The organism is Pseudomonas fluvialis (assembly GCF_002234375.1).
GTDB lineage: Bacteria > Pseudomonadota > Gammaproteobacteria > Pseudomonadales > Pseudomonadaceae > Aquipseudomonas > Aquipseudomonas fluvialis.
The window spans coordinates 38,249-50,486 of record NZ_NMQV01000005.1 but is presented as its reverse complement, the minus strand read 5'-3'; the positions used below and the strand labels follow the sequence as shown (position 1 = coordinate 50,486).

Here is a 12,238-nt window from a genome sequence, read left to right as displayed (position 1 = left end):
GACAGCGCCATGCGTCTCGCGCAAGATAGGCGCGTTGCTATCGCTGAGGAGTGCGGCATGAGCGGGGATATGGCGCGTGAGTTTTTGCGCATGGAAGATGCCGAGGCGGCCGTCGAGCGCCTGGCGCAGTTGCATGAGCGGGCCTGCACGGCGCTGCGCCAGGCGTTGAGTGGTTACCTGCAGGAGCGCCGGCTGCCCAGCGCCGCGCAGCGCGCCTGGTTTTACTACCCGGAGCTGCGCCTGACCTATCAGTGCCAGGGCGAGGTGCCGAGCACCACGCGGGCCTATGCCAAGGTGCAGGTGCCGGGGATCTACCGGGCCAGCGTGACCCAGCCGCTGGCCATGCGTAACTACCTGCTGGCACAGCTGCGCCCGCTGCTGGCGGATTTTGCTGTGCAGTTGGAGGTGGGGCTGAGCGACCAGGCCATTCCCTATCCCTATGTCATCGAACAGGGCGATGAGTTGGCCGGCAGCGGGGTGACCGCCGCCGAGCTGGCACGGGTATTCCCCAGTACCGATCTGTCGGCGGCTTCGGATTCGGTGGCCGATGGCCTGTATGACTGGCAGAGCGCCGAGCACCTGCCGCTGATGCTGTTCGATGCGGCGCGTACCGACTTTTCCCTCAAGCGCATCCAGCACTACACCGGCAGCGACTGGCGGCATGTGCAGCCGTGGATTCTGCTGACCAACTACCACCGCTACGTCGATCAGTTCATTCGCCATGGCCTGGCGCAATTGCGTGACGATCCGCGCTTTGTACGCATGGTACTGCCGGGCAATGTGATCATCGAGCGCGGCACTGCAGAGGAAGAGGCTCAGGCGGTGGCTGACGCGGTGGTCTGGCACCGCTACCAGATGCCGGCCTACCACCTGATTGCCAGCGACGGGCATGGCATCACCCTGGTCAACATCGGTGTGGGGCCGTCCAACGCCAAGAACATCACCGACCACCTGGCCGTGCTGCGTCCGCATTGCTGGCTGATGATCGGCCACTGCGGCGGCCTGCGTCAGTCGCAGACCATTGGCGACTATGTGCTGGCGCACGCCTATATGCGCCGCGACGGTATCCTCGACCGCGTGCTGCCGCCGCATATTCCCCTGCCGGCGCTGGCCGAAGTGCAACAGGCCTTGCAGGAGGCGGCGGCGGCAGTCACCGGTGAACAGGGCGATGCCCTCAAACGCCGCCTGCGTACCGGCACCGTGCTGACCTACGATGACCGCAACTGGGAGCTGCACTGGGCTCATGAGCGGGCGCTGATCAATCTGTCGCGCGCCGTGGCGGTGGATATGGAGAGCGGCACCATTGCCGCCCAGGGGTATCGCCTGCGGGTGCCCTACGGCACCCTGCTGTGCGTATCGGACAAGCCGCTGCACAGCGAATTGAAGCTGCCCGGGGCTGCCGGTGCGTTCTACGAGCGTGCGGTCAGCCAGCACCTGCATATCGCCATTGCCGCGCTGGAACGCTTGCGTGGCCAGCTGCCGGCACTGCATTCACGCAAGCTGCGCAGTTTCGACGAGCCGCCGTTCCGCTGACTACCAGCCCCAGAACTGCAGGTACCAGCCGTAGCCGACCAGCGCCACGCCGGCGGCCAGCGCGCCGAACAGGGGCAGGCGCTGTGCCGCTGCACGGGCCTGGCAAACGCGCCAGCCCAACCACAGGCACCAGGCCATGGCGGCACCGAGCAGGGCCATGCGCGTCGGATTGACCCACAGCAGGGTCAGTCCTTCGTAGCGCAGCAGCTTGACGGTGGTAGCCGACAGGCCGAGGAACAGCCCGGCGCCGCCCAGTGGCAGCAGGCACAGCGCTAGTTGCCGGAAAACCGCCTGGCTGGCGCCGCTGAGCCGGCAGGCCATCTGCAGCAGCAGGTACAGGCCGCCACCGAGCAGGGCGCTGGCGGCGAGGATGTACAGGCTGATGGCCAGACCGTCGAGCCAGGTGAACGCATCGTTGAGCTGTGGGTAGTGAGTGAGCAGCCACCAGGGGGCATTGGCCTCCAGAGGCCAGAAGATATCCCGCTCGACCAGCCATTCGGCCATGCCCTGCTTGAGGCTGATGAACCAGGGGCTTACCGTCCACTGGAAGGCGCCCATGGCCAGGCCGATCACGCCGAACAGCAACAGCCGGACGCTCCAGGCATTGTCCGCCTCGCCGCCATAGTGGATGACTTCGTCGTTGCACGAGCGGGCGATCAGCCGTACCGCATCGCGCTGGCCGCTGCAGCGTCCGCAGGCATGGCAATCGGAGGCGCTGTGCAGGCGACGGATGTCCAGCAGCGGTGCGCAGTTTGGTGGCGGCAGATGGGGCGGCGGGTTATCCAGCCAGCGTGCTTCGTTGGTGCGGAACTGCACGGGGGCGAGTTTGGCAAGCAGGGCAAACACGCCACTGACCGGACACAGGTAGCGACACCAGACGCGCTTGCCGCGCCCGTACAGAAAGCCCACCAGCATGGCCGCCACGGTGGAGCCGCCGAGGATCAGCAGCGCCGCCTGGGCATAGTCGTAGACGCTGATCAGCTGACCGTAGAGGGTGGTCAGGGCAAACCCCACGCTGGGCCAGCCGCCCCAGCGTAGCCAGCGCGGGGTGCCGCGTCCCAGGCCGCGTTCGCTGGCCCACTCGCTGAGCGAGCCTTCCGGGCACAAAGTGCCGCACCACAGGCGGCCGAACAGTACCATTGACAGCAATACGAACGGCCACCAGATACCCCAGAACACGAACTGGGCGAATACCGTCAGGTTGTCCAGCAGGCGTGCCTGGCCATCCGGCAGCGGCAGCAGGGCGGGGATGACCAGTAATACGGCGTAGAACAGCACGACCAGCCATTGCAGGCGGCGGATCAGCCGGGCGTGCTGGCGCATGGCATCGCCGAGGGCCGCCAGGCGGTCTTGCAGTAGGGCGTTCATCCGCGTGCTTCCTGGTACAGCGGGTGCGGCTTGGGGCGCCACAGCAAGCGCACGGCCAGCGCCCAGTAGGCGGCCAGGCCGAGCACGGCGAACAGCGACGGCATGGCCCGGTAGCCGGTCAGGCTGGCGATCAGCATGCCGCCCCGCGAGCCGTCGTCGAGCAGCGCCGAGCTATCCCATAGCGCATCACCCAGCAGCTCATAGGCATACTCGGGTAGCTCCATGCCCATTAGCTGGCCGCTGATGCGATCAAGGCTGGCCATCAGCATGGCGCAGCCGAGTAGCAGCAACAGCACTTCACTGACCCGGAAGAACACCTGCCAGCCAATCACCTTGCTGCTTTGTTGCAGCAGGTAGAAGCACAGCAGGCCGAGCAGCAGGCCGAGCAGGCCACCCGTGATGAAACCGGCCAGTTCGGTGCCCGGCTGGCTGCCGACCCCGTAGAGGAATATCACCGTTTCGCTGCCTTCCCGGGCAATGGCCAGCATGACCAGTAGCATCAGGCTCAGGTAGCGGCCCTCCTGCAGAGCGCTGCCGGCCTGGCTTTCCAGCTCGCGGCGGAGTTGTCGGCCGTGCCGCGCCATCCAGGCCAGCATATGCAGGATCAGCAGGCTGGCGCACAAGGTCATGCCGGCCTGGAACCATTCGCCGGCACTGTCGTTGAGCCAGCTGCCGGCCAGCATCATGGCCGCGCCCAGCAGGCTGGCCAGGCCCAGGCCAAGGGCTACGCCAGCCCACAGGTGACGCATGGCCAGGCGGTTATCCGGTTGTCGCTGCAACCAGGCATACAGAATACCGACGACCAGCAGTGCTTCGATGCTTTCACGCCAGACGATGAACAGGGCTTGGCCCATAGTAGGTCTCCTCGACTGCGGCGCACCGCGCGCCTCTGAGCAGGGGGTGAATCACTGGGCGATGATCTCGCCTTCGGGCAGGTCCATGCGGAACTCGTCGAAAAACGGGTAGCGTCCGGGTTTCAACGGGTGAATCACCACGAACGACTGGGCACCGGGAGACAGCACCTTTTCCACGCGCAGCGGGGTGCTTTCGAACTCGATGGGGCCTGTGCCGACGTTCTTGACGATGATCTTGAAGCGCTGGCCGGCAGGTACTTGCAGGCGCGGCGGGGTGAACTGGCCATCCCTGACGTGCAGTTCGTAGGTGGGCAGGCCGGCGGCCTGGCTGGTGCTGGCCAGGCCCAGGGTGGCCAGCAGGAAAATCACATGACGCATGTTCAGGCTCCACAAACGACAGCGGGCGCGACCTCTGCGGACGCGCCCCGGGGGAAGCAAGCAGCGGCAGGCAGCGCATGGCGTACCTGCCGGCGGCGATCAGTAGCCGCCTTTCTTGCCGATGCCGGCATAGGTGAACTCGTACTTCAGTTCGCACCGCTCGAACCAGGGCTGCACGCCGGTTTCCTTGTCGGTATGCCGGCCAAAGTCATGCCCGCCATGCGCATTCGCCTGGGCGTCGGGTGGGGTGATGATGTAGGTCAGCTGGTACTTGCCTGGCCCTTGCAGCTTGATGTTGTCGCCGTAGTGCGGGCCGTCATTGGCCACCATGGCGTGGAAGTCACCCTGCTGGGTCTGCCCGCCGACCTTGCTGAGGATGTAGCTGACATTCAGGTAGGGCACGAAACTGCCTTCCTGGAAGCCTTGCGGGTTGTTTTCCAGCGCGCTGATATCGGCTTCCATGTGCACGTCGGATTCCGCAGCGGCGCGCATGACGCCAGGTGGGTCCATTTCGATAGGCTGCAGGTACACCGCGCCGATTTCCAGGCCGCCACATTGCTGCGGCTCACCAATCGGGTATTCCTTGGCGTGCAGGCTGCCGGCTGCCAGCAGGGCAGCCAGGGGAAGCAGGGCAAGACGAGACATGGAGCAACTCCGTTAGCGTGGTAATGAACAGGCGTCCATGCTAATGCGCTGCGCTTGCTGCTGATAATGATTCTCGTCAATTTTTACTGGATTTTTACAAAGTATTTCCGAGTGCCAGGCTGTGCAGGGCCTTTTCCAGGCAGCCCAGGGCCAGTTCCACTTCATGGGCCGTGACATTCAGGGCTGGGGAAAAACGCAGCACGTCCGGCTGTGCCGCATTGACCAGCAAGCCATGCTGCTGGGCCTGGTGGGCCAGCTCGGCGGCGTTGCCGGCGGGCAAGGGCAGCGCCTGCAACAGGCCCAGGCCGCGCGGCTGGCCCAGGGCAAAGCGCTCGGCCAGCTGAGTCAGGCCTTCCTGCAGTTGCGCGGCGCGCTCGCGCACCTGGGCGAGGAAACCATCACTCAGCAGCTGCTCCAGCACCGCCAGACCGACGGCACACATCAACGGGTTGCCATGGTAGGTGCCACCCTGCTCACCGGGGGCGAAGCAGCAGGCGGCGTTGCGCGCCAGCAGTGCGGCCAGTGGCACGCCGCCACCCAGGCCTTTGCCAAGGGTGAGGATGTCGGCCTGTATCCCGTAGTGCTGGGCAGCGAGCAGTGCGCCGCAGCGTCCCATGCCGGTTTGTACCTCGTCGAGAATCAACAGGGCCTGGCGTTCACGGCACAGGCGTGCCACGCCTTGCAGATAGCGCGGGTCGGCTAGCCGTACGCCGGCTTCACCCTGCACGGGTTCGAGCAGCACCGCCACGTGCTCGTGGCCCAGGCAGGCGGCCAGGGCGGGCAGGTCGTTTAGCGGCACCTTGTCGAAGCCGTCCGGCTTGGGCTCGAACAGCGTGGCGAAGGCCGGCTTGCCGGAGGCGGCCATGGTGGCCAGGGTGCGTCCGTGGAAACTGTGCTGCAGGGTGACAATCCGCCAGGCGCCTGGCTTGTGCAGTTGCCCCCACTTGCGTGCCAGCTTGATCGCCCCTTCGTTGGCTTCGGCGCCGCTGTTGAGGAAATACGCCTGGTCGAACCCCGTGGCCTGGCAGAGCCGCGCGGCGAGGGCCAGTGCCGGAGCGTTATACAGGCCGGGGCCGGGGTTAATCAGTTGGGCGGCCTGCGTGCAGAGCGCCTGGACCACTGCCTGCGGGCTGTGCCCCAGGCTGTTGACTGCCCAGCCCTGGGTGAAGTCGAGCAGGCGGCGCCCCTGCTGATCTTCCAGCCAGGAGCCCTGGCCGGCGACGAAGCACTGTGGCGGGCGCTGGCAGGTCTGCATCAGGTAGTTGTGTGGCTCAGGGCTGTTCATCGGTAACCGTCTCCAGGTGATAGTCCACGCCGAGCAGGCGAATGCCAGCCGGCCCCTGCTCGATCAGTCGGCGTACCTCATGGCGGCGCTGTACCTGCAGGGTAAAGCCCTGCTGTTCGCTAAAGCGCTGGCGCAGCAGGGCCAGCAGCGTCGGGTAGTGGCGGGCGCTGACCGGCATGCAGGTCAGCAGCACGTCCTGGGCATACAGGCTGATCTGGTAGTCGCTCATTGCCTCGCCTCGCTGGCTACGCCGGTGAGGCGCCGCTGCCAGTCTTCGACGCCGCCGCTGCGCAGGCGCTCGGCGGCGGTCTGGCGCCAGCGCGGGGTCAGTGTTGCGCAGTCGGCCAGGCGCTGCAGGCCGTCGCGCTGCAACGGAGCCTGCAAGTAGTGATGCAGGGCTTCGGCCACGCTCAGGCGCTGGCCATCGCCCTGCAGCCGCTGCCAGCGCGCCGTGGCACTGACCCGTCCCGGCTGCAGCACGCGGTACAGCCAGCCGCACCGGCCGTTGCCCTGCATGAGCTGGGGCAGCTCGGCGAGGTTCCAGCGCCGCCACAGGCGGTAGCAGGGCGAGCGGGGCTGGCTGACCTGCAGCACGGCTTCGCCCCAGCTGAAAATGTCGCCGATACACACCTGGCTTTCCACAAGGCCCAGGCTGGAAAGATTTTCCCCAAAGGCCGGCGCCTGCCAGGCCTGTGCGGGGAAGTGCTGCTGCCAGTACGCGTAGTGCTCGGCCGGGTAGTGATGCAGTGCACGCTCGCTGCCGCCATGCACGCGGCTGTCGGCCTGCTCGTCGCCACGCAGGCCGAGGCTGTCCAGCCAGAGCTCGCCGAGAGCCGGCTGCTTGTCGATGGCGCTGAGCAGGTCTGGGTAAATTTCTTTGGTTTTTCCTAAGTAAACGCCGCAAATCTGCATGATGACCCCGCGTGTGGTTCGCTGGATGGCTACTGGATATATGGTTTTCAAGGCAGTCTAAAAGTCGGCTCGCTCAGCTACTATTTGGAAATAGCAGTTTTTTTCATAAGGGATGCTTATGGATTTGCGCCAGTTGCGCTATTTCGTCGCGCTCTACGAGGAAGCCCATGTCGGGCGCGCCGCTGAACGGTTGTGTCTGTCGCAACCGGCGCTCTCGCAGCAGATGCGGCATTTGCAGGAGAACCTGCAGGTGGAGCTGTTTCAGCGCCAGGGGCGTGGGCTCAGCCCCACGCTGGCGGCGCACAGCCTGTATGGCCATGCCCGGGAACTGCTGCGCGCTGCCGAACGTACCCGCGAGGCGCTGCAGGTGTTTCGCGGGCAGGCCAGCCAGACCCTGGCCCTGGGAGTTTTGCAAACGGTCAATGCCAGCCTGGTGCCAGCTTTGCTGGAACGTTTACAGCAGCGTCAGCCGCATTGGCTGGTGCAGATCCATGAGCTGTCGGCGGCGGAGATCGAACGACGCCTGCTGGCCGGCAGCCTGGACATCGGCATCAGCTACCTGCCGCCGCGCCAGGCCGCCCTGCATGGGCAGCTGCTCTACGAGGACGAGCTGCAGCTGGTGGTGGCGCCCGGGCATGCGCTGCAGGCATTTCGCAAGGTGTCGCTGGCGCAGGCTGCCGAGCAGCCGATGCTGTTGCTGGGCGAGGAGTTCCGGGTGCGCCAGGTCTGGCAGGAGCAGTTGGCCCGCGAGGGGCGGCGGCCGCGGCTGCGCGCCGAACTCAATCACATTGCCGGGATTCTCGACAGCCTGGCGCACACCGGCCTGGCCAGCGTACTGCCGGCCCGTGCCCAGCGCCTGCATGCCAACCAGCAGCTGTTGTGGAAGCCGATCAGCGAGCCGCCGATCGCCTTGCAGGTAGGCCTGCTCTACCGCGACAGCCAGCGCCAGCAGGCCAGTCTGGCGCTGTTGCGGGCCTTACTGGAGGATTGAGCCTGGCTGCCAGGCCGTTGCCCAGCGCCGCTGTCCAGGGAATGGCCGGCTAAGGCTTGCAGGGCAGCTGGAAGTCGATGTGGTAGTGCTCGTCATGGCGCACCCAGGGCTTGTTGGGTGAGAAGTACATGACCTTGTCCAGGCCGCGGCCTTCCTTGCTGGCCAGTAGTTGGGCGAGCAGCACTGGGTCGAAGATCACTCGCTGGATGGCGATACCCTGCTGGCGCGCGGCGGCGTGCAGGGCCCAGAGGTGCCGGGCCATGGCCGGGTAGTCGATGTGCAGGGCGGCATAACGGCCCTGCTGGTCGAACTCGATGTCGTAGCCCAGGCGATTGTCCAGGCCGATGGGCAACAGCGCGCTGTCGCCCTGGGCATTGCGCACGGGGACAAAAAAGTCGACGGACAGGCCGTTCTGGTGGGTTTTGTGCGGTGCAAAGGGACCGCCTTGCCGCCAACCCGTCTCGCCGTAGACGTAGCGTACCTCGGGCGCGCTCTGCTGCAGGCGGGCGTAGGCATCGACCACCACGGCATGCACCTGGCTGTGTACATAGGTGCGTCCGGCGAGTGCCGCCAACTGGCTATAGGCCTGGAAATTGGGTCCTTCGCCGGGCAATGCCCAGCCGTTTTCCAGGCGTCCTGCCGCGGTGCTGCCGAAACACTGGCTAGCCGGTTCGCCGGCGTGGCTCAGAGCGCTGCCCAGCAGGAGCAGGGCGGCCAGTAGCGAAGCGGCGGGGAAGACAGGGTGCATGGATCATCCTTGATGGGGCGCGCTGCGCCGGGGGCGATTTTATACCCCGCGGCGCGGCGCCGGTCGAGCCGCTTGCCGTGGCGGAGGGCTACAGACCGAGCAGATTGGCGACGTAGTCGGCATCCTTGTCGCCACGCCCGGACAGGTTGACCAGGATGTGCTGGTCGGCTGGCAGGCTGGGCGCTACGCGCATGGCCCAGGCCACGACATGTGCACTTTCCAGGGCGGGGATGATGCCTTCCACGCGCGACAGGGTCATGAAGGCCTCCAGACATTCCTGGTCGGTGGCGGTCTGGTAGCTGACCCGGCCAATATCCTTCAGGTAGCTGTGCTGCGGGCCGACCCCGGGGTAATCCAGCCCGGAGGCGATCGAATGCACGGCGGCCGGCTGGCCCTGGGCATCTTCCAGCACGTAGCAGGCCATGCCATGCAACTGGCCGGGCTTACCTTTGCTCAGCGTGGCCGAATGTCGGCCTTCGCGCTCCAGCCCTTCGCCGGCAGGTTCCACGCCGACCAGGTTGACAGCCTCATCGGCGAGGAACGCGGTGAACATGCCCATGGCGTTGGAGCCACCTCCCACACAGGCGCTCACATAGTCAGGCAGGCGACCATGCCGGCTGAGAAACTGCTCGCGTGCCTCGTTGCCGATGATGGCCTGGAAATCGCGGACCATCTTCGGGAACGGATGCGGGCCGACCACCGAGCCGATGGCGTAGATGTAGTTGTGCGGGTCCTTGAGGTATTCCTCGAAGGCACTGTCCACCGCTTCCTTGAGGGTTGCCGCACCGCGAGTCACTGGCACCAGCTTGCAGCCGAGGATCTTCATCTTGGTGACGTTGGGGTGTTCCTTCTCGATGTCCACCTGGCCCATGTGGATCTCGCAGGGAATGCCGACCAATGCGCAAGCGGTGGCCAGCGCCACGCCATGCTGTCCGGCGCCAGTTTCGGCGATGACTTTCTGCTTGCCCATGAACTTGGCCAGCAGGGCCTCGCCCAGGCAGTGATTGATCTTGTGGGCGCCGGTGTGATTGAGGTCTTCGCGCTTCAGATGGATCTGCGCACCACCCAGCTGACTGGACAGACGGCGGGCGTGGAAGATCGGGCTGGGGCGGCCGACATAGTCGGCGAACAGGCTGGCCAGTTCTTCCTGGAAATCGGCGCGCTGGCGGATTTCCTCATAGGCGCGGTTGATGTCGTCCATGGCCTGTTTCAGTTCGGGCGGAACGTACTGGCCACCATAGGGGCCGAAGAAGCCCTGGGCATCCGGCATGGCGGCAAATTCGCGGGTGTTGCTCATGGTGTCGATTCCATCGGGTCGGCGGGCGATGGCGCATCTTACCGATTGGCGCCTCGGTCAGGAATCGTGCGACCGTCGGTCGCAGGGCTAGAAGCGCTCGCGTTCGCCCAGGTAGCGCCATTGCCCGGCCGGCAGTTTGCCCATGCTGACGCCGCCGACGCGGATGCGTTTCAGCGCGGCGACATGCAGGCCTACGCTCGCGCACAGTTGCTGCAGGCAATGCTCGCCGGGCTGCTTGAGGACCAGACGCAGATGGCTTTCGTTCTGCCAGCTGGCCTTGCAACGCGGCAACTGGCGGCCCTGCCACGAGATGCCCTGGCGCAGGCGTTCCAGTCCGCCGGGAGCCAGCTCGCCACGCACCGCGACAATGAACTCTTGCTCCAGGCGGGCAGCGTCTTCGCGCAGCTTGCGCAGGGTACGCCAGTCCTGGCTGAACAGCACCAGGCCGGAGGCCCCGGCGGGCAGCGGCAGGGCCTGCTGCTGGCGCTTGAGATGCGCCTTGAGTGGCCGCAGCGGGCTGGGATCATCCGCCCAGTGCTGGTCATCGCGCAGCTCGCCCTGGCTATCAGGGAGAGCGGGTTGATGCCACAACAGGCTCACTTCCGGCAGGGCTTCGGCGCGTGCTCCCGACAGCAGGCTGACCTGCTGGTTGCCGACGGCAAATTGCGGCTGGTCGACCACGATGCCGTCGACCGTGACCCAGCCACCCTCGATGTACAACTCGGCTTCGCGGCGCGAACAGCCGATCAGGGCGATCAGGCGCTTGGACAGGCGTTGGGTCTCAGACATGCAGGCTCTCGGTGCCGGGGAGAGTCACCCGGCTGGCAATGGAACAGGGCCGACAAGGCCGGCCCTCAGGTTCAGCGGTGAGGCTTCAGACCAGCTCGGCCCACAGGTCGTATTCGTCGGCATCGACGATGCGCACGCGTACCTTGTCACCTGGTTGCAGCTGGGGCGCGTCGATGAACACGCTACCGTCGATTTCCGGCGCATCCGCCCAGGAGCGCGCCACGGCGCCTTCCTCGTCCACTTCATCGACCAGCACTTCGATTTCACGGCCGATCTTGGCCTGCAGGCGCTGCGCACTGATGGCCTGCTGATGGGCCATGAAGCGTTCCCAGCGGGCCTGCTTGATCTCGTCGGCTACCGGCTCCAGGCCCAGTTCGTTGGCCGGGGCACCGTCTACCGGGCTGTACTGGAAACAGCCGACACGATCCAGCTGCGCTTCGCTCAGCCAGTCGAGCAGGTACTGGAAGTCTTCCTCGGTTTCGCCGGGGAAGCCAACGATGAAGGTGGAGCGGATGGTCAACTCGGGGCAAATCTCTCGCCAGCGCTTGATACGCTGCAGGGTCTGATCCTCGAAGGCCGGGCGCTTCATGGCCTTGAGCACCTTGGGGCTGGCGTGCTGGAAGGGGATGTCCAGGTAAGGAAGGATCTTCCCGGCGGCCATCAGCGGAATCAGGTCGTCGACATTCGGGTAGGGGTAGACATAGTGCAGGCGTACCCACACACCCATCTTGCCAAGGGCTTCGCAGAGTTCGAGCAGGCGGCTCTTGATCGGCTGGCCGTCCCAGAAGTCCATCTTGTACTTGAGGTCGACGCCATAGGCGCTGGTGTCCTGGCTGATCACCAGGATTTCCTTGACGCCGGCCTTGACCAGGCGTTCGGCTTCGGAGAGCACCTCGCCGACCGGGCGGCTGACCAGCTTGCCGCGCATCGAGGGGATGATGCAGAAGCTGCAACTGTGGTTGCAGCCTTCGGAAATCTTCAGATAGGCATAGTGGCGCGGGGTCAGCTTGATGCCCTGCGGTGGAACCAGGTCGACAAACGGATCGTGGTCGATCTTCGGCGGTACCACTTCATGCACCGCCTGCACCACCTGCTCGTACTGCTGCGGGCCGGTCACCGCGAGTACGCTGGGATGCACATTGCGGATGGCATCCTCGGCCACGCCCATGCAGCCGGTGACGATGACCTTGCCATTCTCGGCGATGGCCTCGCCGATGGTGTCCAGTGACTCGGCCTTGGCGCTGTCGATGAAGCCACAGGTGTTGACCACCACCACATCGGCGTCCTCGTAGGTGGGCACGATCTGGTAACCCTCCTGGCGCAGCTGGGTGAGGATGCGCTCGGAGTCGACCGTGGCCTTGGGGCAGCCAAGGGAAACAAAGCCGACTTTCGGCGAGGAGGTGCTGGTCATGGATACCTCTGGCGGACGTGGCAGGCG

Annotated in this window: 13 protein-coding genes; 2 read left to right on the top strand and 11 right to left on the bottom strand. The window is 65.6% G+C overall.

The genetic code is table 11. The features are described 5' to 3' along the window. The first annotated feature begins 57 nt into the window (after positions 1–57). Entirely contained in the window at positions 58–1,533 is a 1,476-nt protein-coding gene (gene amn / locus CFY91_RS03825) for an AMP nucleosidase (protein ID WP_165765296.1), read from the top strand. Here amn and CFY91_RS03820 read toward each other — a convergent pair whose 3' ends face one another. From CFY91_RS03820 to CFY91_RS03790, 7 genes are all read right to left on the bottom strand, one after another. After that, entirely contained in the window at positions 1,534–2,901 is a 1,368-nt protein-coding gene (locus CFY91_RS03820) for a 4Fe-4S binding protein (RefSeq protein ID WP_093985026.1), read from the bottom strand. Then, positions 2,898–3,755, bottom strand: a complete 858-nt coding sequence (locus CFY91_RS03815) for an FTR1 family iron permease (RefSeq protein ID WP_093985025.1) — start codon at positions 3,753–3,755, stop codon at positions 2,898–2,900. The genes CFY91_RS03820 and CFY91_RS03815 overlap by 4 nt, the downstream gene beginning before the upstream one ends. A 51-nt stretch (positions 3,756–3,806) precedes the next feature. Then, positions 3,807–4,133 carry a cupredoxin domain-containing protein gene (locus CFY91_RS03810; RefSeq protein ID WP_093985024.1) on the bottom strand — a complete coding sequence of 109 codons (327 nt, stop codon included), beginning with the start codon at positions 4,131–4,133 and terminating at the stop codon, positions 3,807–3,809. Between the two features lie 99 nt (positions 4,134–4,232). Then, entirely contained in the window at positions 4,233–4,778 is a 546-nt protein-coding gene (locus tag CFY91_RS03805) for an iron transporter (RefSeq protein WP_093985023.1), read from the bottom strand. Between the two features lie 94 nt (positions 4,779–4,872). Beyond that, the gene (locus tag CFY91_RS03800) at positions 4,873–6,063 is read right to left on the bottom strand and encodes an aminotransferase class III-fold pyridoxal phosphate-dependent enzyme (protein WP_093985022.1); all 1,191 of its coding nucleotides are present in this window, start codon (positions 6,061–6,063) and stop codon (positions 4,873–4,875) included. Then, positions 6,050–6,292, bottom strand: coding sequence for a hypothetical protein (locus CFY91_RS03795; RefSeq protein WP_093985021.1), 243 nt, complete (start codon positions 6,290–6,292; stop codon positions 6,050–6,052). The genes CFY91_RS03800 and CFY91_RS03795 overlap by 14 nt, the downstream gene beginning before the upstream one ends. Further along, the gene (locus CFY91_RS03790) at positions 6,289–6,975 is read right to left on the bottom strand and encodes an MOSC domain-containing protein (RefSeq protein WP_093985020.1); all 687 of its coding nucleotides are present in this window, start codon (positions 6,973–6,975) and stop codon (positions 6,289–6,291) included. Before CFY91_RS03790 ends, CFY91_RS03795 begins: the two co-directional genes overlap by 4 nt. 118 nt (positions 6,976–7,093) lie before the next feature. Here CFY91_RS03790 and CFY91_RS03785 point away from each other — a divergent pair, with 118 nt between their 5' ends. After that, entirely contained in the window at positions 7,094–7,966 is an 873-nt protein-coding gene (locus CFY91_RS03785; RefSeq protein ID WP_093985019.1) for a LysR family transcriptional regulator, read from the top strand. Between the two features lie 49 nt (positions 7,967–8,015). Here CFY91_RS03785 and CFY91_RS03780 read toward each other — a convergent pair whose 3' ends face one another. The 4 genes from CFY91_RS03780 to rimO all read right to left on the bottom strand — a co-directional run bounded on the left by CFY91_RS03780 (position 8,016) and on the right by rimO (position 12,211). After that, the gene (locus CFY91_RS03780) at positions 8,016–8,714 is read right to left on the bottom strand and encodes a penicillin-insensitive murein endopeptidase (protein WP_093985018.1); all 699 of its coding nucleotides are present in this window, start codon (positions 8,712–8,714) and stop codon (positions 8,016–8,018) included. An 88-nt stretch (positions 8,715–8,802) separates the two neighbouring features. After that, a complete protein-coding gene (gene trpB, locus CFY91_RS03775) occupies positions 8,803–10,011 on the bottom strand; it encodes a tryptophan synthase subunit beta (protein ID WP_093985017.1) in 1,209 nt (402 codons plus the stop codon). 87 nt (positions 10,012–10,098) lie between these two features. Beyond that, complete coding sequence (locus CFY91_RS03770; RefSeq protein WP_093985016.1) at positions 10,099–10,800, bottom strand: RNA pseudouridine synthase; 702 nt, start codon at positions 10,798–10,800, stop codon at positions 10,099–10,101. Between the two features lie 85 nt (positions 10,801–10,885). Continuing rightward, complete coding sequence (gene rimO / locus CFY91_RS03765) at positions 10,886–12,211, bottom strand: 30S ribosomal protein S12 methylthiotransferase RimO (RefSeq protein WP_093985015.1); 1,326 nt, start codon at positions 12,209–12,211, stop codon at positions 10,886–10,888. Positions 12,212–12,238: the final 27 nt, after the last annotated feature.

What these genes read in the sequence shown, in the direction of transcription:
- amn (WP_165765296.1), top strand. Translation starts at nt 58, where the DNA reads ATGAGCGGGGATATGGCGCGTGAGTTTTTGCGCATGGAAGATGCCGAG.
- CFY91_RS03820 (WP_093985026.1), bottom strand. Translation starts at nt 2,901, where the DNA reads ATGAACGCCCTACTGCAAGACCGCCTGGCGGCCCTCGGCGATGCCATG.
- CFY91_RS03815 (WP_093985025.1), bottom strand. Translation starts at nt 3,755, where the DNA reads ATGGGCCAAGCCCTGTTCATCGTCTGGCGTGAAAGCATCGAAGCACTG.
- CFY91_RS03810 (WP_093985024.1), bottom strand. Translation starts at nt 4,133, where the DNA reads ATGCGTCATGTGATTTTCCTGCTGGCCACCCTGGGCCTGGCCAGCACC.
- CFY91_RS03805 (WP_093985023.1), bottom strand. Translation starts at nt 4,778, where the DNA reads ATGTCTCGTCTTGCCCTGCTTCCCCTGGCTGCCCTGCTGGCAGCCGGC.
- CFY91_RS03800 (WP_093985022.1), bottom strand. Translation starts at nt 6,063, where the DNA reads ATGAACAGCCCTGAGCCACACAACTACCTGATGCAGACCTGCCAGCGC.
- CFY91_RS03795 (WP_093985021.1), bottom strand. Translation starts at nt 6,292, where the DNA reads ATGAGCGACTACCAGATCAGCCTGTATGCCCAGGACGTGCTGCTGACC.
- CFY91_RS03790 (WP_093985020.1), bottom strand. Translation starts at nt 6,975, where the DNA reads ATGCAGATTTGCGGCGTTTACTTAGGAAAAACCAAAGAAATTTACCCA.
- CFY91_RS03785 (WP_093985019.1), top strand. Translation starts at nt 7,094, where the DNA reads ATGGATTTGCGCCAGTTGCGCTATTTCGTCGCGCTCTACGAGGAAGCC.
- CFY91_RS03780 (WP_093985018.1), bottom strand. Translation starts at nt 8,714, where the DNA reads ATGCACCCTGTCTTCCCCGCCGCTTCGCTACTGGCCGCCCTGCTCCTG.
- trpB (WP_093985017.1), bottom strand. Translation starts at nt 10,011, where the DNA reads ATGAGCAACACCCGCGAATTTGCCGCCATGCCGGATGCCCAGGGCTTC.
- CFY91_RS03770 (WP_093985016.1), bottom strand. Translation starts at nt 10,800, where the DNA reads ATGTCTGAGACCCAACGCCTGTCCAAGCGCCTGATCGCCCTGATCGGC.
- rimO (WP_093985015.1), bottom strand. Translation starts at nt 12,211, where the DNA reads ATGACCAGCACCTCCTCGCCGAAAGTCGGCTTTGTTTCCCTTGGCTGC.